Annotated in this window: 20 protein-coding genes; 17 read left to right on the top strand and 3 right to left on the bottom strand. The window is 71.7% G+C overall.

Annotated features, from left to right (window positions below; genetic code table 11):
* The coding region (locus tag VGW35_01535) for a hypothetical protein (protein HEV8306322.1) at positions 1-195 on the bottom strand (195 nt) is incomplete at its 3' end.
* A gap of 178 nt (positions 196-373) precedes the next feature.
* Here VGW35_01535 and VGW35_01540 point away from each other — a divergent pair.
* The 8 genes from VGW35_01540 to VGW35_01575 all read left to right on the top strand — a co-directional run bounded on the left by VGW35_01540 (position 374) and on the right by VGW35_01575 (position 9,688).
* Positions 374-853, top strand: a complete 480-nt coding sequence (locus tag VGW35_01540) for a (2Fe-2S)-binding protein (GenBank protein ID HEV8306323.1) — start codon at positions 374-376, stop codon at positions 851-853.
* Positions 850-3,297: a molybdopterin cofactor-binding domain-containing protein gene (locus tag VGW35_01545; GenBank protein ID HEV8306324.1), complete on the top strand. Its 2,448-nt coding sequence runs from the start codon at positions 850-852 to the stop codon at positions 3,295-3,297. Before VGW35_01540 ends, VGW35_01545 begins: the two co-directional genes overlap by 4 nt.
* Positions 3,294-4,379: a xanthine dehydrogenase family protein subunit M gene (locus tag VGW35_01550; protein HEV8306325.1), complete on the top strand. Its 1,086-nt coding sequence runs from the start codon at positions 3,294-3,296 to the stop codon at positions 4,377-4,379. Before VGW35_01545 ends, VGW35_01550 begins: the two co-directional genes overlap by 4 nt.
* Positions 4,372-6,042: a 2,3-epoxybenzoyl-CoA dihydrolase gene (gene boxC, locus VGW35_01555; GenBank protein HEV8306326.1), complete on the top strand. Its 1,671-nt coding sequence runs from the start codon at positions 4,372-4,374 to the stop codon at positions 6,040-6,042. Before VGW35_01550 ends, boxC begins: the two co-directional genes overlap by 8 nt.
* The gene (boxB, locus tag VGW35_01560) at positions 6,042-7,460 is read left to right on the top strand and encodes a benzoyl-CoA 2,3-epoxidase subunit BoxB (protein ID HEV8306327.1); all 1,419 of its coding nucleotides are present in this window, start codon (positions 6,042-6,044) and stop codon (positions 7,458-7,460) included. Before boxC ends, boxB begins: the two co-directional genes overlap by 1 nt.
* Positions 7,461-7,463: 3 nt before the next feature.
* Positions 7,464-8,018, top strand: coding sequence for an XRE family transcriptional regulator (locus tag VGW35_01565; protein HEV8306328.1), 555 nt, complete (start codon positions 7,464-7,466; stop codon positions 8,016-8,018).
* The gene (locus tag VGW35_01570; protein ID HEV8306329.1) at positions 8,015-9,361 is read left to right on the top strand and encodes an AMP-binding protein; all 1,347 of its coding nucleotides are present in this window, start codon (positions 8,015-8,017) and stop codon (positions 9,359-9,361) included. The genes VGW35_01565 and VGW35_01570 overlap by 4 nt, the downstream gene beginning before the upstream one ends.
* A gap of 123 nt (positions 9,362-9,484) precedes the next feature.
* Entirely contained in the window at positions 9,485-9,688 is a 204-nt protein-coding gene (locus tag VGW35_01575; protein HEV8306330.1) for a dodecin family protein, read from the top strand.
* 61 nt (positions 9,689-9,749) lie between these two features.
* On the opposite strand, the gene VGW35_01580 is transcribed toward VGW35_01575, so the two are convergent.
* Positions 9,750-9,989 carry a hypothetical protein gene (locus tag VGW35_01580; protein ID HEV8306331.1) on the bottom strand — a complete coding sequence of 80 codons (240 nt, stop codon included), beginning with the start codon at positions 9,987-9,989 and terminating at the stop codon, positions 9,750-9,752.
* A gap of 1 nt (position 9,990) precedes the next feature.
* Positions 9,991-10,461, bottom strand: a complete 471-nt coding sequence (locus tag VGW35_01585; GenBank protein HEV8306332.1) for a nucleotidyl transferase AbiEii/AbiGii toxin family protein — start codon at positions 10,459-10,461, stop codon at positions 9,991-9,993.
* Between the two features lie 154 nt (positions 10,462-10,615).
* Here VGW35_01585 and VGW35_01590 point away from each other — a divergent pair, with 154 nt between their 5' ends.
* The 9 genes from VGW35_01590 to VGW35_01630 all read left to right on the top strand — a co-directional run bounded on the left by VGW35_01590 (position 10,616) and on the right by VGW35_01630 (position 20,452).
* Positions 10,616-11,815, top strand: coding sequence for an FAD-binding oxidoreductase (locus VGW35_01590; GenBank protein ID HEV8306333.1), 1,200 nt, complete (start codon positions 10,616-10,618; stop codon positions 11,813-11,815).
* A gap of 164 nt (positions 11,816-11,979) precedes the next feature.
* Entirely contained in the window at positions 11,980-12,531 is a 552-nt protein-coding gene (locus VGW35_01595) for a cysteine hydrolase family protein (protein ID HEV8306334.1), read from the top strand.
* Positions 12,532-12,594: 63 nt separating this feature from the next.
* Positions 12,595-13,053: a hypothetical protein gene (locus tag VGW35_01600; protein HEV8306335.1), complete on the top strand. Its 459-nt coding sequence runs from the start codon at positions 12,595-12,597 to the stop codon at positions 13,051-13,053.
* Positions 13,054-13,118: 65 nt separating this feature from the next.
* A complete protein-coding gene (locus VGW35_01605) occupies positions 13,119-13,604 on the top strand; it encodes a hypothetical protein (GenBank protein ID HEV8306336.1) in 486 nt (161 codons plus the stop codon).
* An 88-nt stretch (positions 13,605-13,692) separates the two neighbouring features.
* Positions 13,693-15,264, top strand: coding sequence for a benzoate-CoA ligase family protein (locus tag VGW35_01610; GenBank protein ID HEV8306337.1), 1,572 nt, complete (start codon positions 13,693-13,695; stop codon positions 15,262-15,264).
* 5 nt (positions 15,265-15,269) lie between these two features.
* Positions 15,270-18,371, top strand: coding sequence for an ATP-binding protein (locus VGW35_01615; protein HEV8306338.1), 3,102 nt, complete (start codon positions 15,270-15,272; stop codon positions 18,369-18,371).
* Between the two features lie 60 nt (positions 18,372-18,431).
* A complete protein-coding gene (locus VGW35_01620) occupies positions 18,432-18,632 on the top strand; it encodes a MoaD/ThiS family protein (protein ID HEV8306339.1) in 201 nt (66 codons plus the stop codon).
* Complete coding sequence (locus tag VGW35_01625) at positions 18,629-19,633, top strand: ATP-binding protein (GenBank protein ID HEV8306340.1); 1,005 nt, start codon at positions 18,629-18,631, stop codon at positions 19,631-19,633. Before VGW35_01620 ends, VGW35_01625 begins: the two co-directional genes overlap by 4 nt.
* Before the next feature lie 18 nt (positions 19,634-19,651).
* Positions 19,652-20,452 (top strand): MBL fold metallo-hydrolase, encoded by an 801-nt coding sequence (locus VGW35_01630; GenBank protein ID HEV8306341.1) that lies wholly within the window; start codon positions 19,652-19,654, stop codon positions 20,450-20,452.
* Positions 20,453-20,478 lie beyond the last annotated feature (26 nt).

The following is a 20,478-nucleotide window of genomic DNA, read 5'->3' on the forward strand; positions in this document are numbered from 1 at the left end:
GGCCCCCACAGCGCGGCGGTGCAGCCGCGTGAGGAGCGCCGTGATGTCGGCATCGGTCGGCGGCGGCAGGCGGTGGAAGATGGGCCGGGCGGTCGGGGTCGTGCGCGTGTAGACGCCGTCGAAGACGAGCGAGTGGAGTGAGCTCCGCCGCGGGCGTCGACCACCCCCTGCCGGCTCGCATGCCGCCGCAGTCACCTGAAGACGGTGCGCAGGAAGATGCGCAGCACCGCGCGCGTCAGCTCCGCGTCGAAGGCGAGCTGGTAGCGCACCGGCACCGGCACGGTGAAGACCGGCCCGGCTTGACAGCGTCGGGGCGATTTAGTATTTATTAACTGTACTTCATCTAGGCTGAATCCCGGACCGGAGTGTGCCGATGCGGACCCTTCTGTCCCTCACGGTCAACGGCGAGATCCACGAGGTCGCGGTCCCGGTGCACAAGACCTTGCTCGAGGTCTTGCGGGAGGACCTCGGCCTCATCGGGACCAAGCATGGCTGCGAGCTCGGCGAGTGCGGGACCTGCACCGTGCTGGTCGACGGCGAGCCCGTGCTCTCCTGCCTGGCCCTGCCCGTCGAGTGCCAGGGGGCGGAGATCCTGACCGTCGAGGGCATGGCCGGGCCGGATGGCCTCCACCCGCTCCAGCGCGCCTTCGCGGAGCTGGGGGCGGCCCAGTGCGGCTACTGCACGCCGGGGATCCTGCTCACCGCGATGGCGCTGCTCGAGGGGGAGCCCCGGCCGACGCGGGACGCGGTCAAGGCCGCGCTGGCCGGGAACCTCTGCCGCTGCACGGGCTACACGAAGATCCTGGATGCGGTGGAGCTGGCGGCCGGCCGCATCGCGGGAGCGCGCGCATGAGGGAGGGCCCGCTCTCGGTCGTCGGCCAGCCGCTGCCCAAGGTCGACGCCTGGGCCAAGGTCACCGGCGAGACCCGATTCGCCGACGACCTCGTCCTGCCGCGGATGGCCTACGCGAAGATCCTCCGCGCCCAGCACCCTCACGCCCTCGTCAAGCGCGTCGACGGACGCCGGGCCCGCGCGCTGCCCGGCGTCTATGCGGTCATCACGGGCCAGGACTTCCCGCCGGTGAAGTTCGGCATCATGCCGGTGAGCCAGGACGAGGAGCCGCTCTGCCGGGAGAAGGTCCGCTTCGTGGGCGACCCGGTGGCCGCCGTGGCCGCGGTCGACGAGGAGACGGCCGAGCGGGCCATGCACCTCATCGAGGTGGAGTACGAGCCGCTCCCGCCGCTCATGTCGATCGAGGAGGCCCTCCGCGACGGGAGCCACCGGATCCACGAGTACGGCGACGGCCACAACATCCACAAGATGGTGTCCCTCGAGTTCGGCGATGTCGAGGAAGGCTTCCAGGGAGCCGACCTCGTCCGCGAGGACGTCTTCTTCTTCCAGGGGAACACGCACCTCCCGATGGAGCAGCACGCCGCCGTCGCCCAGTGGGGCGCCGACGCGAAGCTGACCCTGTGGTCCTCGACCCAGACGCCCCACTACGTCCACCGGGCGCTCGGCCGGGTGCTCGGCCTTCCGATGAGCCACATCCGGGTCATCGCGACGCCGAACGGCGGCGCCTTCGGCGGCAAATCCGATCCCTTCAGCCACGAGATGGTGGTCTGTCGCCTGGCCCAGCTCACCGGGCGCCCCGTGAAGACGACGCTCACCCGGGAGGAGGTCTTCTACACGCACCGCGGCCGGCATCCCGTCCTCATGTGGATCAAGTCGGGCGTCACGCGCGACGGCCAGATCCGGGCGATCCACTTCCGGTCGTATCTCGACGGCGGAGCCTACGGCTCCTACGGCGTGGCCTCGACCTTCTACACGGGCGCGCTCCAGACCGTGACCTACAAGGTCGAGCGCTACAAGTTCGAGGGCTGCCGGGTCTTCACCAACAAGCCGCCATGCGGCCCCAAGCGTGGCCACGGAACGCCCCAGCCGCGCTTCGCGCTCGAGGTCCACCTCGACAAGATCGCCGAGGCGCTCGGCCTCGACCCCGCCGAGCTGCGCCGCCGGCACGCCGTCGACGAGCACACCAAGACCGTGAACCACCTGACCATCACCACCTCCGGGCTCCGGGAGTGCCTCGACCGGGTCGTGGCGGCCTCGGGCTGGCGGGAGAAGTTCCGGAAGCTCCCCTATGGCCGCGGCATCGGGATCGCCGCCTCCTCCTACATTTCCGGGGCCGGGCTGCCCATCTACTGGAACGACATGCCGCACTCGGGCGTCATGGTGAAGATCGACCGGGGCGGCGGCGTGGCCGCCTTCTGCGGCTCGATCGACATCGGGCAGGGGTCCGACTCGATCCTCGCCTACGTGGTGGCCGAGGTGCTGGGGATCCGCCCCGAGGACATCCGCGTGGTCACCGCCGATACCGACCTCACGCCGGTCGACCTCGGCTCCTACTCCTCGCGGGTGACGCTCATGAGCGGCAACGCCGCCAAGGAGGCGGCCGAGAAGCTCCGCGGCCTCCTGCTCGACGCCGCGGCCAAGAAGCTGGAGGTCTCCCCGGCCGACCTCGAGGCGCGCGACCGGCGGATCTTCCTGCGGCAGGAGCCGGCCCGGGGCCTCGCCTTCGACGAGGCGGCCCGCCTCGCCGAGGCGGCCTACGGGACTCTGGTCGCGGCCGGCTCCTACACGCCGCCCAAGCGCGCCGCCAAATTCAAGGGCGCCGGGGTGGGCCCGACACCGGCCTACTCCTACACGGCCTCGGTCGTCGAGCTCGAGGTGGACCCGGACACGGGCGAGATCCGGATCGACCGCGTCTGGGTCGCCCACGACGGCGGCACCGCGATCAATCCCCTGCTGGTCGAGGGCCAGGTCGAGGGCTCCATCTACATGGGGATCGGCGAGGCGCTCATGGAGGAGCAGGTCTTCCGCCACGGGCTCCACAAGATCCCCTCGATGCTGGAGTACAAGAGCCCGACGACGCTGGAGACGCCCGAGATCACGACGATCCTCGTCCAGACCCGCGACCCTGAGGGGCCGTTCGGGGCCAAGGAGGCCGGCCAGGGCCCGCTCCTTCCGGTCATCCCGGCCATCGCCAACGCCGTCTGGGACGCGGTGGGCGTGCGGATCGACGAGGTCCCGATCACGCCGGAGAAGATCCTGAAGGCCCTCGACGACCGGGCCAAGGGGCGGCCCGGCCGGTTCGGCCCCGAACGCCTGCCCCCCGTCGTCTTCCGGGACCCGACCCGGGTTCCGCCCCCGTGGGTCGATCCCGAGGGCCGAGCCTCCACGACGATCCACGGGAGCAACGACCGTCGGCCCCCTGTTGGACAAGAGCCGCGGCCATGATGCGGCTCCCGCCGTTCACCTACCTCGCCCCGCGGCGGCTCGAGGAGGCGGCGCGACTCCTCGCCGAGCACGGTCCCGAGGCGATGGTCGTGGCGGGGGGAACGGACCTCTATCCGAACATGAAGCGGCGGCAGTTCGAGCCGAGCGTGCTGGTGGGGCTGCGCGGGATCCGTGACCTCGCTCAGATCGCGGGGAGCGCCCGAGAGGGCATGCGGATCGGCGCCGGGGCGACGCTGACCCGCGTCGCCGAGCACCCCGAGGTGGCGACGCACTACACCGGGCTGGCCCGGGCCGCCGGGGTCGTCTCCACGCCCCAGCTCCGCAACATGGGGACCCTCGGGGGAAACGTCTGCGTCGACACGCGGTGTAACTACTACAACCAGTCCTACGAGTGGCGGAAGGCGATCGGCTTCTGCATGAAGAAGGACGGGGACATCTGCCTCGTGGCGCCGGGCAGCTCGCGCTGCTGGGCGGTCTCGTCGTCGGACACGGCCCCCGTCCTCTGGAGCCTCGGCGCCGAGCTCGTGCTGATCGGCCCGGCCGGCGAGCGGCGGATCCCGATGGCAGCCCTCTACCAGGACGACGGCATCCGCTACCTCCGGAAGGCGCCCGACGAGATCGTCGCCGAGATCCGGGTCCCGCCGGTGGACGGCTGGCGAGCCACCTACTGGAAGCTCCGGCGGCGCGGGGCGTTCGACTTTCCGGTGCTCGGCGTCGCCGCCGCCGTGCGGCTCGAGGGCGACGTCTGCCGGGAGGCCCGCATCGTGCTGGGCGCCGTCGCCTCCCAGCCCCGCGAGGCGCCCGCCGCCGCCCGGGTGCTGGTCGGCGAGCGCCTCACGCCCGAGGTGATCGAGCGTGCCGCCGGGGCGGCGGCCACGCCGTCGAAGCCTCTGGACAACACGGATCTCGTTTACCACTACCGGAAGCGGATGACGCGCGTCTACGTGGCCCGGGCGCTGCGGGAGCTGGCGGGACTGCCGGTGGCGGGCGTCTGGCCCCTGGGCATGTCGGCCCGTCGCGGCGACGGGGAATGGCTACCTGACGAGGGACCGCATGGATCCGGAGAGAGCAGTCATGGCTGACGCCGACAAGCGCCTGGTGGACTTCCGGACCGAGCCGGCCCGGTACCGGCACTGGAAGCTCGCCATCGACGGACGGGTAGCGACCCTGACGATGGACGTCCGGGAGGACGGCGGGATCCGCCCGGGATACGAGCTGAAGCTCAACTCCTACGACCTCGGGGTGGACATCGAGCTCTCCGACGCCATCCAGCGCCTGCGCTTCGAGCATCCCGAGGTCGGCGCCGTGGTGATCACCTCCGGCAAGGAGCGGGTGTTCTGTGCGGGCGCCAACATCCGGATGCTGGGCCAGTCGGGCCACGGCTGGAAGGTGAACTTCTGCAAGTTCACCAACGAGACCCGCAACGCGATCGAGGAGGCATCATCCGAGTCGCGCCAGTCCTACCTCGCCGCGGTGGCCGGCGCCTGCGCCGGCGGCGGCTACGAGATCGCCCTGGCCACCGACTACATCATCATGGCGGATGACGGCAACACGGCCGTCTCCCTTCCCGAAGTGTCGCTGCTGGGGGTGCTGCCCGGCACCGGCGGCCTGACCCGGCTGGTCGACAAGCGGCGCGTGCGCCGCGACCGCGCCGACTTCTTCTGCACCACCGAGGAGGGGGTCAAGGGCCAGCGGGCGCTCGACTGGGGGCTGGTCGACGAGCTCACGCCGCGCTCGCGCCTCGAGGAGACGGTGAGACAGCGGGCGGCCGAGGCCGCGTCCCGGACCGACCGGCCCGCGGGCGCCACCGGCGTCCGGCTGCTCTCCTTGCTCCGCACGATCGACGGCGACCGCATCCTGTACGGCCACGTCGCCTGTCAGCTCGACCGCGACCGGGGCCTGGCCGAGATCACGCTGCGGGCCCCCGAGGCGGCCCCGCCGGCCGACCTCGCGGGCCTCCACGCGGCCGGAAGCGGCTTCTGGCCGCTGGCGCTGGCCCGCGAGCTGGACGACCTGGTCCTGCACCTCCGCACCAACGAGGACGCGATCGGCCTGTGGGTGATCCGGACCGAGGGCCGCGCCGACCTTGTGGACGCGTACGACCGGCTGCTGGTCCACCACCAGGCCGACTGGCTGGTCCGCGAGATCCGGCTCTATCTCCGGCGCACCCTCAAGCGCCTCGATGCGTCGTCGCGCTCGATCTTCGCGCTGATCGAGCCCGGCTCGTGCTTCACGGGGACCCTCCTCGAGCTGGCGCTGGCCGCCGACCGCGCCTACATGCTGGCCGGCACCCGCGAGGGCGACGACCGGCCGGCGGCCACGGTGCGTCTCGGCGAGCCGAACTTCGGCGCCTACCCGATGCCGAACGGGCTCACGCGTCTTCAGAGCCGCTTCCTCGGCGAGCCCGGGCGCGTCGACGAGCTCCGGGGACGCATCGGGCAGGATCTGGACGCGGCCGCGGCCGACAAGGCCGGCCTCGTCACCTTCACGCCCGACGACATCGACTGGGACGACGAGGTCCGGCTCGCCCTGGAGGAGCGGGTGGCGCTCTCGCCCGACGCCTTGACGGGCATGGAGGCGTCCCTGCGCTTCGGCGGGCCCGAGACCCTGGAAACCAAGGTCTTCGGTCGCCTGTCCGCCTGGCAGAACTGGATCTTCCAGCGCCCGAACGCGGTCGGGGCGAAGGGCGCGCTCTCGGTGTACGGCACGGGCCAGCGCCCGGAGTTCGACCGGAGGAGGGCCTGATGGCCGGCATCGACTACGGCGAGCGCATTCCGAACAATGTCGACCTCCACCAGAATCGGCGGCTGCTCCGCGCCCTGGAGGAGTGGCAGCCGAGGTTCCTCCAGTGGTGGTCTCAGATGGGGCCGGTCGGCTACCAGGCCAAGGAGGTCTATCTCCGGACCGCCGTCAGCGTCGACTCGAAGGGATGGGCGCACTTCGACTACGTCAAGATGCCGGACTACCGCTGGGGCATCTTCCTGGCCGAGCCGGAGCCGGGCCGGACGATCCCGTTCGGGGCCCACCGGGGCCAGCCGGCCTGGCCGGACGTCCCCGGTGAACACCGGGGCGTGCTCCGCCGGCTCATCGTGACCCAGGGAGACACGGAGCCGGCCTCGGTCGAGCAGCAGCGGCACCTCGGACGGACCTGCCCCTCCCTCTACGACCTGCGGAATCTCTTCCAGGTCAACGTGGAGGAGGGCCGCCACCTGTGGGCGATGGTCTACCTCCTCCACGCCCACTTCGGGCGCGACGGCCGCGAGGAGGCGGAAGCGCTCCTGCAGCGGCGCTCGGGGGATCAGGACAAGCCCCGTATCCTGGGCGCCTTCAACGAGAAGACCCCCGACTGGCTCTCCTTCTTCATGTTCACCTACTTCACCGACCGCGACGGGAAGTACCAGCTCTGCAGCCTCGCCGAGAGCGGGTTCGACCCTCTCTCCCGGACCTGCCGGTTCATGCTGACCGAAGAAGCCCACCACATGTTCGTGGGCGAGACCGGCCTCGGGCGGATCGTCCAGCGGACCTGTGAGCTGATGCGGAAGCACAAGACCGACGACGTGCGGAAGCACGGTGGCATCGACCTGTCCACCATCCAGCGGTACCTGAACTTCCACTACTCGGTGTCGCTCGACCTCTTCGGCTCCGAGGTCTCCACCAACGCGGCGAACTTCTACACGTCCGGGCTGAAGGGCCGGTTCGAGGAGACCAAGAAGGACGACGACCACATCCTCACCGACGCGACCTACCCGGTCACCCGACTCGAAGGCGACCGCATCGTGGCTCGGGAGGAGCCGGCCCTCACGGCGCTCAACGAGCGGCTGCGCGACGACTACATCGCCGACTGCCAGCGGGGCCTCGACCGGTGGAACCAGATCATCAAGAAGGCCGGCATCGACTTCGAGTTCAGGCTGCCGCACCGCGGCTTCCACCGCGCCATCGGAAGCTTCGCCGGGGCGCGGGTGTCGCCGGAGGGCCGGGTCCTGAGCCAGGCCGAATGGGACGCCCGCCGGCTCGAGTGGATCCCCACCCGGGAGGACGAGACCTACGTGCAGAACCTGATGAAGCCCGTGATCGAGCCGGGCCGATTCGCCAGCTGGATCGCGCCGCCGCCGCGCGGGATCAACGGGCAGCCGATCGACTTCGAGTACGTGCGGCTGGACTGAGGCATGTCGCTCGGCGCGCGGATCAAGGGGCTGCGGTCGGAGCGAGGCATCCGGCAGAAGGAGCTCGCCCAGAAGGCCGGGCTGACCGCGAGCCTCGTGTCGCAGATCGAGTCCGACAAGCTGACGCCCTCTCTCCACACGCTCGGCCGGCTGGCCGGCGCCCTCGGCGTGCCCATCGGGACGCTGTTCGAGCAGGCGCCCAACGGCCGGGTCCACATCGGGCGCAAGAAGGACTACGCGGTGGTGAGCTTCGACGGCTCGACCGAGCGCTGGGAAGTGCTGGCCGCCGGCCTCTTCCGGGGCAAGGTCCGAGCCGTGGTCTCCACGCTTCGCGGGCGGGGGACGAGCGTGCCTCCCGAGCGGGTCCTGATCGAGCCGGGCCAGATGAAGCTCATGTACGTCCTCCAGGGAAAGGTGGCCCTGCACGTGAACGGCGAGCGCCATCTCATGGAGGCGGGAGACTCGGCCCATCTGGACGGGGGAGTGCCGCACACCTGGGAGAACCTCGGGGCGGGCCAGGCGCGCACGCTCTGGGTGATCACCGGCAAGGACGCGTGAGGGAGGTCACGTTCGTCGACCGGGCGGCGGAGACGGCGCCCGTCGAGCGGCTGCGCGCCCACCAGTGGGATCGCCTTCAGGCCGGGCTCGGGGACGTGTGGGCGTCGAACGCCTTCTGGCGGGCGCGCTTCGCGGCGGCCGGCCTCCGCGATCCGCGTGAGCTCGCCTCATGGGATGACTTCGCCGCGCTCCCGCGCCTCACCAAGCCCGACCTCGCCGCCGACCAGGCCGCGCATCCGCCCTTCGGCACCAACGTGACCTATCCCGCCGAGCGCTATGTCCGCGTGTTCCAGACCTCCGGCACCACCGGCGCGCCGATCCGCTGGCTCGAGACGGACGCCTCCTGGACCTGGTGGGCGCACTGCTGGACGTACGTCTTCCGCGCGGCCGGCCTGGGGCCCGGAGACCGTATCTTCTTTCCGTTCTCGTTCGGCCTCTTCGTCGGCTTCTGGGCCGGGCTCGAAGGGGCGCGGACGCTCGGCGCCCTGGCGATTCCGGGCGGCGGCCAGGACTCGCCCACGCGGCTCCACTGGATCCGCGAGCTGGGCGCGACGGCGCTCGTCTGCACGCCTTCCTACGGGCTCCACCTAGCCGAGATCGCGGCGAGCCAGGGCATCGACCCGGTCACGCTCGGGGTCCGCATCACGGTTCACGCCGGCGAGCCCGGCGCCGGGATCCCGGCCGTCCGCCAGCGCCTCGAGACCCTCTGGGGCGCCACGGCCTTCGATCACGCCGGGATGACCGAGGTGGGGGCCTACGGGTTCGAGTGCGCGGCGCAGGCGGGGCTCCACGTCAACGAGCGCGAGTTCATCGCCGAGGTGCTCGACCCGGAGAGCGGGCGGCTGGTCGGTCCCGGTGAGGTGGGCGAGCTCACGCTCACGAACCTCGGGCGGTGGGGCTCGCCGGTCCTCCGATACCGCTCGGGGGACCGCGTGCGGCTCGATGCCCGGCCGTGCTCGTGCGGGCGGACGTTCCTTCGCCTCGACGGGGGGATTCTCGGGCGCGTCGACGACATGCTGATCGTCCGGGGCGTCAACGTGTTTCCGTCCGCCCTGGAGGGCATCGTGCGGCGCTTCGCGCGGGTCGACGAGTTCCAGATCGAGGTCTTCCGGCGAGGCCCCATGGACGAGGTCCGCCTCCTCCTGGAGATCGACGGGAACGCCTGCCCGCCGGAGACGCTGCGCGAGACGGTGCGAGACGTGACGGAGGCCGTCCGGCGGGACGTCGGCATCCGGGTGGACGTCGCGGCCGTGCCGGCCCGGAGCCTGCCGCGCTACGAGCTCAAGGCCCGGCGCGTCGTGCGTCGCCCGGGCCCGACCCCGGACGGCCCGGGAGGGAATTGACGGGCGCGGCCGCCCGGGCGAAGCTGATCGAGCGCAAGGACCCGCCGCCGGACCTCATCGCCCCGATCGCCGGGTAGCCGGGGCGTACCGGCCGATCAACCGACCGCGCCAAGGAGGGCGACCATGGCTGTCGCACGCGTCACCAAGATCACCGCGGCCTCGGCGAAGAGCTGGCAGGACGCCGTCGAGCAGGGCCTCAAGCGGGCCAGCAAGACGGTGCGGGGCATCACCGGCCTCCACGTCGTGGAGCAGAAGGCCCACATCGAGAAGGGTCGAATCACCGAGTACCGGGTGACCATGGAGATCACCTTCATCCTGGAGGAGTGACGGGGCGCCGGCCGGCTCGGCGCCGCATCACGCGAAGACCGAGGACGAGGGGCGGGCGCGGTCAGCCCGATGCTCGCTCTCTACGCAGGGCCCGGACGCGGCGCTCGACCCACTCGTCGCGCTCTCGGTTGGCATCCTCGATCTGCCGGAACTTCCTGACGCCTCGCGGGATTCCCAGCGTCACCAGGCGGGACGAGAAGGACCACAGCCGCCGGATCCGTGCCGTCAGGCGCGGATCGCCGCGCGCCACCCACAGCGCCCGCCGCGCCTCGTCCAGGTCTCGGAAACGCTCGACCGGCATCCTACCCGTCCTGGAGGCCGAACTTTTCCTTGAGGGCGGCGGCATCCGCCCGATCGATCGGCCGCACCGTGTCTTTCTTCATCCGATAGAGCGTCGAGGGCGTCGCCACGCAGACATTTATTCCCTCGACCACCACGATCTCACTTTCGAGGTCGTCGAACCCGAACGCCGAGCCCAGGCGGGACAGGAGGTCGATGACGAAGTCCTCACCCGGCGGGCCATATCGGATCGTCGGGAAGTCCCCGGCGAGGTCCTCCAGCCTGATCTGGTCGATGTCGGGGTCGTCCCAGACGGATCGGAATGCTCGCCCGAGGCGCTCGACATTGTCGGCCGTCGGCCGGACGAACAGGTCGATGTCCTCCGTCGCGCGGATGATCCCGTGGAGACTGAGCGCGGTTGCGCCGATTAGCACATATTCGACCCGCTCGCGTTCGAGGGCCCGCAGGACCGCCAGGAACCGCTCGAATTCCATGTCGTGCTCGACGTGAAGGGTAGCACGAAGTTGGGGGACCCTCGCCATCACGCCACCCAGGCGATCGCCGTGCCAGGCGTACCTGGCGGCTGGTGCTCGGCCTCCCGCGCGGCGGGATCGTGGGTAACTGTTGTAACATAGCAGCCCTCCAGCCATGGCAGAGACGGCCGATGTGGTGGTGGTCGGGGGCGGCGTCAACGGCGCCAGCATCGGCTACGCCCTGGCCGCCAAGGGGGCCCGCCGCGTCATCCTCGTCGAGCAAGGGGCGCTCGCCACCGGGGCCTCGGGGCGCTCCAGCGCGCTGGTCCGCATGCACTACACCAACGAGTGGGACGCCCGGCTGGCCTGGGCGAGTTATCCCGTCTTCCGGCACTGGGCCGAGATCATGGGCGGGCCGGCCGTGTTCACCCGCACCGGCTTTCTCAACCTCGTGGCCCCCGAGCACGCGGACCACCTGCGGAAGAACGTCGAGATCCTGCGGGGCATCGGGATCCCCACGGTCGCCCTGTCGGGCGACGAGGTGAAGGGACTCCAGCCCTTCATGAGCGTGGACGACGTCGGCGCCGCCGCCTACGAGCCCGAGAGCGGCTACGCGAGTCCCGCCGACGTGGTCGCGGGATTCGGGCGCCGGCTGCGCGAGCTGGGCGGGCGCGTCCTCGAGTGGACCGCGGTGAGCCGGGTCACCGTGCGGGACGGGCGGGTCGGCGGCGTGGAGACGAGTGCCGGTCCGATCGCGGCTCCCGTCGTGGTGGTGGCGGCGGGGGCCTGGGCCCTCCGGCTCTGTCGCGCGGTCGGCCTCGAGCTGCCCGCCCGGACCAAGGCCATCGACACGGTCCTCGTCAGGCGGCCGCCCGACCTCGGCGAGCCGCACATGACGGTCATCGACACGATCCAGGGCTCCTACTTCCGGTCCGAGAGCGGGATCCTCACCATCGTCGGCGTGCCGTGTCTCGACTACGACATCGACCCCGACACGGTCGGCGCCGGGCTTCCGCCGCAGGCCTCCACCGAGGGTGCGCGGATCCTGACGCGCCGCATCCCGGCCATGGAGCGCGCCACCCTGGCCCGCGGCTTCCGGGCCTTCGACCTCTACAGCGCCGACCGCCACGCCATCCTCGACCGCGCGCCCGGGATCGACGGGCTCTACCTGGCAACCGCCTTCAGCGGATCGGGGTTCAAGATCGCCCCTGCCGTGGGGACGTGCCTGGCGGAGCTGATCCTCGACGGCGAGGCCAAGACCGTGGACATCCGGGCGTTCGGCCTCCGGCGTTTCGCGGAGGGCACGCCCTTGGAAGGTCCGTACCCCTACACGCCCCGCCCGGAGCGCGCCGGCGCCCCGGGTGTCGTGGTCTAGCGAATGCTGGGGCACGCCGATCCGTTCGCGAGCATCCACGCGTTTCCTGCCGAAGCGCTCCGAGCGCGGGCTTCGCCCGCGTACAACTTCCGGGGGGAGGAATCGGAGGGGGCGTCAGCCCCCTCCGAAGATCTGAGCTGGCCCCGCGGCGCGAGGAGGATTCCATGGACAAGACGGCGCTGCTCATCATCGACGCTCAGCAGGAGTACTTCGCGCCCGTCGGGAAGATCGTGCTGCCCGACGGGCCCCAGGCGATCACCCGGATCGCCCGGGCCCTCGAGTGGGCCCGGGCCCGCCAGATCCCGGTCTTCCACATCGTGCACGAGAGCCGGCGGCCGAACGCCACCACGTTCGTCCCCGGCAGCCCGGCGCTGGCGATCCATCCCGCGGTCACGCCGGCGGCCGGCGAGCCGGTGATCCAGAAGCACTTGCCCGGCTCGTTCACCAACACGCCGCTGGAGGACGAGCTCCGGAAGCACGGGGTCGAGCGCGTCATCGTCTCGGGCTTCATGACGCAGATGTGCTGCGACACCACGGCCCGCGAGGCCGCCCACCGCGGCTTCAAGGTCACCCTGCTCTCGGACGCCACGGCGGCCATGGACGTCCGCGGCCCGGACGGGGCCGTGATCCCGCACGACGTCGTGCACCGCACCCACCTCGGCAGCCTCAACGGGTTCCTGGCCGAGGTCAAGCGCACCGACGAGGTCACCACGTAGGATCGCCGGAAGCGCTGAAGCGCAGCAGTGACGACGCCACCCACACACAAAGGGAGGCGAACCATGCGATTGCGATCCCTGGGTCTCTTCGCGCTCGCCGGCCTCCTGGCCGTGGCCATCGAGGCCTGCAACGTCAGCCCCCTCACGTACTCGTATCGCGGACTCTTCCCCGGCATCGCCCGCGACACCGAGCAAGCCCTCGAGACCCTCCGGGTCCGGCGGGCCACGACGTTCAATCGGGGCGTGCTTCAGATCAGCGGCCAGATCAGGCCGGCCGCCCCGGGGTCGGTCCCGTCGCGCCTGACCATGATCGTGCGGCGGAAGAGCGCGGGCGGGGCCACCCTGGCCACCTTTTCCTTCCCCATGGCGGTCCAGAGCAACGGCGTCATCGCGATCCAGCGCTTCGCGATTCCCGCCACTGTCCTCAACGCCAACGATGGGCTCGCCTTCTCGTTCAAGCCGATCGGGGCCAATCTCCCGCTGAGCAATTTCACGCTCAACCTGGCCTACCAGCGGAGCTGATGATGCGGCGGGGGCGCTGGGCTCGAGGCATGAGCATGACGAACCATACGGGGAGGACGACAGCGATGCGGGCCAAGTGGACGGGCGCGGTGGCGATGATCCTGGTGCTGGCGGTGCTGCTGGCGGGGTGCATCCCGGAGCTCGTGGCTCTGACCCTCGTCAAGGCCGGGCTGTTGTTGGTGATCTGCGATGACCTGACGCCGATCGAGGCGCTGGAGCTGCTGTTTCTCAAGACGCTCGTGGCCGGCACCCTCACGCTCAGCGGCCGGATGGCCTGGAGTGCCGCGAGCCCGGAGGATTCCCCCGAGCCCCAGGCGGTGCCCAGGACGGTCCGCTTCATCGTCCAGCGGAAGAGCGCGGGGGGACAGGTGCTGCAGTCGCAGGTGTTCCCGGTGTCGGTCCGACCGGACGGGACCATTCCGGCCCAGTCGTTCCGGGTGCCGGCCACGTCGGTTCCGCCGGGACAGAGGCTCGAGCTGTTCCTGCAATCCGCGGGCGGGAGCGCCCTGCTGAGGGGGATCACGCTCAACGTCCGCTACAGCAAGCTCTGAGCCGGCGGGAAGACCCGAGCGAGAGCCGGCGCGCCGGGTCGGCCCGGTCGATTTGACGGGTCTCCGGCGCGCCGACTAATGTAGCGGCATGAGCGAGTTCGCCTGGCTCGAGGCGCCGCTCGCCTACGAGCGGGTGCCCGAGCGCTTCAACATGGTGCCGGTGCTGGTGGACCGGCATCTCGCCGCCGGCCGGGGCGAGCGGCGGGCCATCCTCACCCCCGACCGCGCCGTCACCTACGGCGAGCTGGCCGCGGGCGTGGCGCGGGCCGCCCACCTCTTCCAGCGTCTGGGTGTCCAGCTCGAGCAGCGGGTGGCCATCCTCCTTCCGGATTCGCCGGAGTTCGTGTACGCGTTCCTGGGCGCGATGAAGGCCGGGATGGTGCCGGTTCCGCTCTCCACGCTGGGCTCACCCGACGAATACGACTATGCCCTGCGGGACAGCCGCGCCGTCGCCCTCGTCACCCACGCGCGCCTCTACGGACAGGTCGAGCGAGTGTGGCCGGCGGTGCCCACGCTCCGCCACTGCCTCGTCGTCGCCGGCGACCCGCCGCGGACCGTCCCGTTCGAGGCCGCCCACGCCGCGGAGCCGTCGAGCTTCGACGCCGCCCTCACCCACCGCGACGACATGGCCTACTGGCTCTACTCGTCCGGCACCACGGGGCGGCCGAAGGCGATCATCCACCTCCACCACGACATGCTCTTCTGCGTGGAGCCCTACGTCCGCCACGTCCTCGGCCTGGCCGCCGACGACCGGACGTTCGCCGTCCCCCGCCTCTTCTTCTCCTACGGGCTCACCTCCTGTGTCTACCTGCCGTTCTGGTGCGGCGCCTCCACGGTGCTGGTGGCCGACCGGCCCGATCCCCCGCGGGTGTTCGAGCTCTGCGCCAAGCTCCGCCCCACCGTGTTCTTCTCGGTCCCCACCTCGTTCGCCGCGCTCCTGCGCGAGGCGGAGACGGCGCCGCCGGACCTCTCCTCGCTGCGCCTCTGCGTCTCGGCCGGAGAACCGCTGCCCGCCCCGCTCTACGAGCGCTGGGTCCGCCGGACGGGGGTCGAGTGCCTGGACGGGCTCGGGGCGACCGAGGTCGGCTACATCTACGTCTCGAACCGCCCCGGGGCCGTCCGGCCGGGCTCCTCCGGCCAGCTGCTCCCGGGCTATCGGGCGAAGATCGTGGACGAGGCGGGGCGCGAGGCGCCCCCGGACGCGGTCGGCGACCTCTGGATGTCGGGGGAGTCGCTGGCGGCGGGATACTGGAACAAGCACGAGAAGACCCGGGCCGCGTTCCACGGGGAGTGGTTCCGCACCGGCGACCGCTACCGGGTGGACGCCGACGGGTACTACGTCTACCAGGGACGGGCCGACGACCTCCTGCGGGTCGGGGGCAACTGGGTCTCCCCGCTCGAGGTCGAAGCGTGTCTGCTCGAGCATCCCGCCGTGGCGGAGTGCGCCGTGGTGGGCGGGCTCGACGCGGATGGGCTGCTGAAGCCCCGAGCGTACGTGGTCGTGCACCGTGGCACGGGGGCCGACGGGCTCGAGGACGCGCTCCGGGCCCATGCCCGGACGCGCCTTCCGCCCTTCAAAGTCCCCCGCTGGGTCACCGTCGTGGACGAGCTGCCCAAGACCGCCACCGGCAAGGTGCAGCGCTTCCGCCTCCGGGCATGAGCCCAGTGAGCGACGCGCAGCCAGGCGCCTCGAAAGGGCGCCGCGGGAAGGACCTCGGCGGCGTGCTGGTCACGGCGGCGACCCTGGTCGCCGTCGAGCTCCTGGCCCGCACCCCCTTCGCGCTCCCCGACCCCGCGCCTCTCTACTTCACGGCCGTCGTGTACGCGGCCGTCACCGCGGGCATCCGATCCGGGCTGATCGCCACCGCCCTCACGCTGGCCTATGCCGTGTACGACCTGGCCGACCCCGGCCGGCCCTTCCACTACGCGCCCGCCAACCTCCACCGCCTCGTGGTGCTCACCCTCACCATCCCCGCGATCGCGCTCATGGTCGGGTTCCTCAGGCACCGCGCCGGGCGCATCCTCGAGAGCGCGGCCGCGGACGCCCTGCTGCGAGCCGCGATCGACCAGCGCGTCCGGGTGGAGACCTCCCAGTGGGAGAGCCGGAGCAAGATCCGGGAAGCCCGCCTGGCGGCCGAGCACGCGGTGGCGCGCGTCCTGGCGGAGGCGCCGGCCCTCGGCGACGCCGCGCCCGTCATTCTGCGCGCCGTCGGCGAGAGCCTCGGGTGGGAGTTCGGCGGCTTGTGGATCGTGGACCGCGCCGCCCAGGTGATCCGGTGCGTCGAGGTCTGGCACGTGCCGGAGGACGCGTTTCCCGAGTTCGAGGCGCTCAGTCGGCGGACGGCCCTCCCGTCAGGCGCAGGCCTGCCCGGCCGGGTCTGGGCGAGCGGCGAGCCGGCCTGGATCACCGACGTGGTCCAGGACCCCAACTTCCCGCGGCTGCCGGTCGCGGCCAAGGAGGGGCTGCACGCGGGGGTCGGCTTCCCGGTCCGGATGGGTCGCGACGTGCTCGGCGTGATCGAGTTCTTCAGCCGGGAGATCCGGCCGGCCGACGAGGACCTGCTGCAGATGATGGCCAGCATCGGGAGCCAGATCGGCCAGTTCGTCGAGCGGAAGGACGCCGAGACGGCGCTCCGCGAGAGCGAGGCCCGCACCCGGGCCATCCTGGAATCGGCTCTCGACTGCATCATCACGATGGACCACGAAGGGCGGATCGTCGAGTTCAACCCGGCCGCCGAGGCGACGTTCGGGTATCAGCGCCGGGAAGTGATCGGGAAGCCACTGGCGGAGGCCATCATCCCGCCGGCGCTCCGCGAGGAGCATCGGGGGGGCTTGGCCCGCTACCTCGCCACCGGGGAGGGCCCGGTGCTCGGCCGCCGGATCGAGATGCCGGGGATGCGGGCCGACGGCAGCGAGCTTCCCGTCGAGCTGGCGATCACGCGGATCGCCTGGAGCGGACCGCCGATGTTCACGGCGTACCTCCGGGACATCACCGAGCGGAAGCGCGCGGAGGCTGAACGCGCCGAGCTGATGACCCGCGAGCGGACGGCGCGGGCCGAGGCGGAGGCCGCCCGGGCGCGCTTCGCGTTCCTGGCCGAGGCCAGCACCGTGCTCAACGCCTCGCTCGACTACCCCACGACCCTGGCCAGCCTGGCCCGGCTGGCGGTTCCGCATCTGGGCGACTGGTGCGCGGTGGACGTCGTCGAGGCAGACCGAACGATCCGCCGGATGGCGGTGACCCATGCCGACCCGGCGAAGATGGACCTGGCCCGCGAGCTCCAGCGTCGCTACCCCCTGGACCCGCACCGCTCGCACCCCATCGTGCGCGTGATCCAGACCGGCGTCCCCGAGATGGTGCCCGAAGTGTCCGAGGCGGAGCTCCGCGCCGTCTCTCGGGACGCCGAGCACCTCGAGCTCCTCCGTCAGCTCGGCTTCCGGTCGTACATGGCCGTGCCGCTCGTCACCCGCGGCCGGAGGCTGGGTGCCATCTCGTTCGCGTCGATGGTCCCCCGACGCTTCGGGCCCGCCGAGCTGGCGCTCGCCGAGGACCTGGCGCGCCGGGCGGCCTCCGCAGTCGACAACGCCCGGCTCTACCGCGAAGGGGAGGAGGCGAACCGCGCCAAAGACGAATTCCTGGCCACCCTGTCCCACGAGCTCCGTACCCCGCTGACCGCCGTGCTGGGGTGGACCCAGCTCTTGCGGAGCGCCCAGCTCGATGACGCCATGCGGACCCGGGCGATCGAGACGATCGAGCGGAACGCCCGCACCCAGGCCCAGCTGATCAACGGCCTCCTCGAGATCTCACGGATCGTGACGGGGAAGCTGAGCCTCGAGGTCCGGCCGCTCGACCTGCGGTCGGTGATCGAGGCAGCCCTGGAAACCGTGCGGCCGGCGGCCGAGGCCAAGCGCGTATTGCTCGACGCGGCCCTTCCGGCCTGGGTCGGGCCGGTGTCGGGCGATCCGGATCGCCTGCAGCAGGTCGTGTGGAACCTCCTGTCGAACGCGATCAAGTTCACGCCGGCGGGCGGACGGGTCGAGGTGCGACTCGCCCAGGCCGACGGCCAGGCCGAGATCCAGGTGAGCGACACCGGGCAGGGCATCCGGCCGGAGTTCCTCCCGTTCGTCTTCGACCGCTTCCGCCAGGCCGACAGCACGACGACGCGGTCGTTCGGCGGACTCGGGCTCGGCCTGGCCATCGTGCGGCATCTCGTGGAGCTCCATGGCGGGCGGGTCGAGGCGACGAGCGAGGGTGAAGGCCAGGGGGCGACGTTCCGGGTGTGGCTGCCCCTCCTGGCTCCCACGCCGTCGAGCCCCGCCGACCCGGCCGGCCGGACGCGGCCCATCGGAGGCCCGGCGGGACAGGCGGCGCTCGGCGGGGTCCGCGTGCTTCTCGTGGACGACGAGGCCGACGCGCGCGACCTGATCACCATGCTCCTGGCCCAGCTCGGGGCCGAGGTGACGGCGGTCGGCGGTGCCGCCGAGGCGGTCCAGGCGCTCGACCGAGCGGCCTTCGACGTCCTGGTGTCGGACATCGGGATGCCGGGGGAGGACGGGTACGCGCTGATGCGATCGATCCGGGCGCGTCCGCCCGATCACGGCGGCCGGATCCCCGCGGTGGCGCTGACGGCCTACGCGCGGGCCGAGGATCGCGTGCGGAGCCGCGCGGTCGGATTCGAGCGGCACGTGGCGAAGCCGGTCGACCCCGAGGAGCTGATCGCGGCCGTCGTCGGCGTGGTCGGCCATGCCGGTCGCGAGGCAGCCGAGTGAGCGGCGCCACCCGGGACCCGGCCCTCCCCCTGGCGCTGAATGGTTGGTATAGTGGGCAGGATGAAAGTCATCCTGCGGAACCGGGGCCAGGAGCTCACGCTGACGGGGCGCCGGCGGGTCAAGGACCTGCTGACCGAGTTGGGGGTCCTGCCCGAGACGGTGCTGGTGATCCGCGGCCGTGAGCTCTTGACGGCGGACGAGGTGGTCCGGGAGGACGACGTCGTCGAGGTGCGCCCGGTCATCTCGGGGGGTCGCCGATGAAGTGCAAGAAGTGCGGCGGCCGCGCGGTGCTCGAGCTCCGGCGCCACAACACCGCCTTTTGCGCCGACGACTTCCTCGGCTTCTTCCGGCATCACACGCTCGAGACCGTCCGGCGCTGGAAGATGTTCGGGCGCGAGGAGTCGGTGCTGGTGGCCGTGTCCGGCGGCAAGGACTCGCTGGCGCTCTGGGATGTGCTCCACGCGGCCGGCTACAACACGGCCGGGCTGTACATCGACCTCGGGATCTTCGATTACTCGCGCGAATCGAAGGCGAAGTGTGAGGTCTTCGCGGCCGAGCGGGGCGCCCGGCTGATCGTCGTCGGGGTGGCCGACGCCGTCGGCGCCGGCATCCCTCAGGTCAAGGACGTGACCCGACGCCCCACCTGTTCGGCCTGCGGCCTCTCCAAACGCTACATCATGAACCGCGCCGCCCTCGAGCACGGCTTCGCGGTGGTCGCGACCGGCCACAACCTGGACGACGAGGCCGCCACCCTGTTCGGCTCGACCCTCCGCTGGGACGAGTCCTCGCTCGCGCGCCAGAGTCCCGTCCTGGAGGCGACGCACCCCAAGCTGGTCCGGCGGGTCAAGCCGCTGTTCCGGCTGAGCGAGCGGGAGACGGCGGCCTACGCCTTCCTGCGCGGCATCGACTACATCGTCGAGGAGTGCCCTTTCGCGCGGGGCGCCACGTCGCTCGCCCACAAGGAGGTCCTCAACCGACTGGAGGACGTCTCGCCCGGCGCCAAGGCGGCGTTTCTCACCAACTATCTCGACCGCGCGCGCCACCGCTTCCAGGCCGGCGACCCGGTCGACCTGCGCGAGTGCCTGCGCTGCGGGCAGACGACCACCGGCGAGGTGTGCGCGTTCTGCAAGCTCTCGGACCAGGTCCGCCGCGCGGGCCGGCCGCCCGCCGGCCCCCCGGGGGCGGCGGTTCCGACCGACCCGGCCGAGTCGCGCGGCCTGATCTCGGACCTCCAGGCGGCGTCCGAGATCCACGCTTCCTGACGGGCGCCCCGCGCCCCCGTGGCTCGACTGGCCCCGCTCCCCCCGGACGCCGACCAGGTCATCTTCGTCGGGTCGGGCGGCGGTCGGATGACCACGGCCCTGCAGGCCCGGTCCACCGGAGGCCTGTGGGTCGTCCTCGACGGCGCCCGTCTCCACGTGGACCCGGGACCCGGCGCCCTCGCGCACGTGCGAGCGCGGACCCTCGCCCTGGATCCCGCCCGCCTCGACGCCGTCGTGCTCACCCACAAGCACCTCGATCACTCGGGCGACGTCAACGCCATGATCGAGGCGATGACGGAGGGCGGGACCCGTCCCCGCGGCCTGGTCCTCGCCCCCCGGGACGCCTACGAGACCGACCCCGTGATCCTGCACTACGTCCGCGCCTACGCGGGCAAGACCGAGGTCCTCGAGGCCGGCGGACACTACCCGATCGGAGACATGGTGCTCGAGACGCCGCTTCGGCTGCGCCATCCGGTCGAGACGTACGGCCTCCGCCTCGTCGGCCGCCGCCACACGATCGGGCTCATCGCCTGCACGGGGTATTTCCCGGAGCTCGAGACGGTCTTCCGGACCGACCTCCTGATCCTCAACGTCGTGTTCCGCGAGCCGCGCGACGAGATCCACCTGGCCCTCCCGGACGCCCGCCGCCTGATCGACGCCATCCGGCCCCGGCTGGCCGTCATCACGCACTTCGGGCTCACGATGCTGCGGGCGCGCCCCTGGGAGCTGGCCGAGGCGCTCAGCCACGACACGGGCGTGCGCGTCCTGGCCGCCCGGGACCGCTGGCGCCTCGGCCTCGACGACGCGCTCGGCGAGTAGTTGACCCTCCTGCCGCATTCCGGTAG

The organism is Candidatus Methylomirabilota bacterium (genome assembly GCA_036005065.1).
Classification (GTDB): Bacteria; Methylomirabilota; Methylomirabilia; order Rokubacteriales; family DASRDR01; genus DASYQW01.

Excerpts from the sequence above, each read along its gene's own strand:
- VGW35_01540 (HEV8306323.1), top strand. The coding sequence starts at position 374 with ATGCGGACCCTTCTGTCCCTCACGGTCAACGGCGAGATCCACGAGGTC.
- VGW35_01575 (HEV8306330.1), top strand. The coding sequence starts at position 9,485 with ATGGCTGTCGCACGCGTCACCAAGATCACCGCGGCCTCGGCGAAGAGC.
- boxB (HEV8306327.1), top strand. The coding sequence starts at position 6,042 with ATGGCCGGCATCGACTACGGCGAGCGCATTCCGAACAATGTCGACCTC.
- VGW35_01565 (HEV8306328.1), top strand. The coding sequence starts at position 7,464 with ATGTCGCTCGGCGCGCGGATCAAGGGGCTGCGGTCGGAGCGAGGCATC.
- VGW35_01610 (HEV8306337.1), top strand. The coding sequence starts at position 13,693 with ATGAGCGAGTTCGCCTGGCTCGAGGCGCCGCTCGCCTACGAGCGGGTG.
- VGW35_01605 (HEV8306336.1), top strand. The coding sequence starts at position 13,119 with ATGCGGGCCAAGTGGACGGGCGCGGTGGCGATGATCCTGGTGCTGGCG.
- VGW35_01580 (HEV8306331.1), bottom strand. The coding sequence starts at position 9,989 with ATGCCGGTCGAGCGTTTCCGAGACCTGGACGAGGCGCGGCGGGCGCTG.
- boxC (HEV8306326.1), top strand. The coding sequence starts at position 4,372 with ATGGCTGACGCCGACAAGCGCCTGGTGGACTTCCGGACCGAGCCGGCC.
- VGW35_01595 (HEV8306334.1), top strand. The coding sequence starts at position 11,980 with ATGGACAAGACGGCGCTGCTCATCATCGACGCTCAGCAGGAGTACTTC.
- VGW35_01590 (HEV8306333.1), top strand. The coding sequence starts at position 10,616 with ATGGCAGAGACGGCCGATGTGGTGGTGGTCGGGGGCGGCGTCAACGGC.
- VGW35_01585 (HEV8306332.1), bottom strand. The coding sequence starts at position 10,461 with ATGGAATTCGAGCGGTTCCTGGCGGTCCTGCGGGCCCTCGAACGCGAG.
- VGW35_01620 (HEV8306339.1), top strand. The coding sequence starts at position 18,432 with ATGAAAGTCATCCTGCGGAACCGGGGCCAGGAGCTCACGCTGACGGGG.
- VGW35_01550 (HEV8306325.1), top strand. The coding sequence starts at position 3,294 with ATGATGCGGCTCCCGCCGTTCACCTACCTCGCCCCGCGGCGGCTCGAG.
- VGW35_01545 (HEV8306324.1), top strand. The coding sequence starts at position 850 with ATGAGGGAGGGCCCGCTCTCGGTCGTCGGCCAGCCGCTGCCCAAGGTC.
- VGW35_01600 (HEV8306335.1), top strand. The coding sequence starts at position 12,595 with ATGCGATTGCGATCCCTGGGTCTCTTCGCGCTCGCCGGCCTCCTGGCC.
- VGW35_01625 (HEV8306340.1), top strand. The coding sequence starts at position 18,629 with ATGAAGTGCAAGAAGTGCGGCGGCCGCGCGGTGCTCGAGCTCCGGCGC.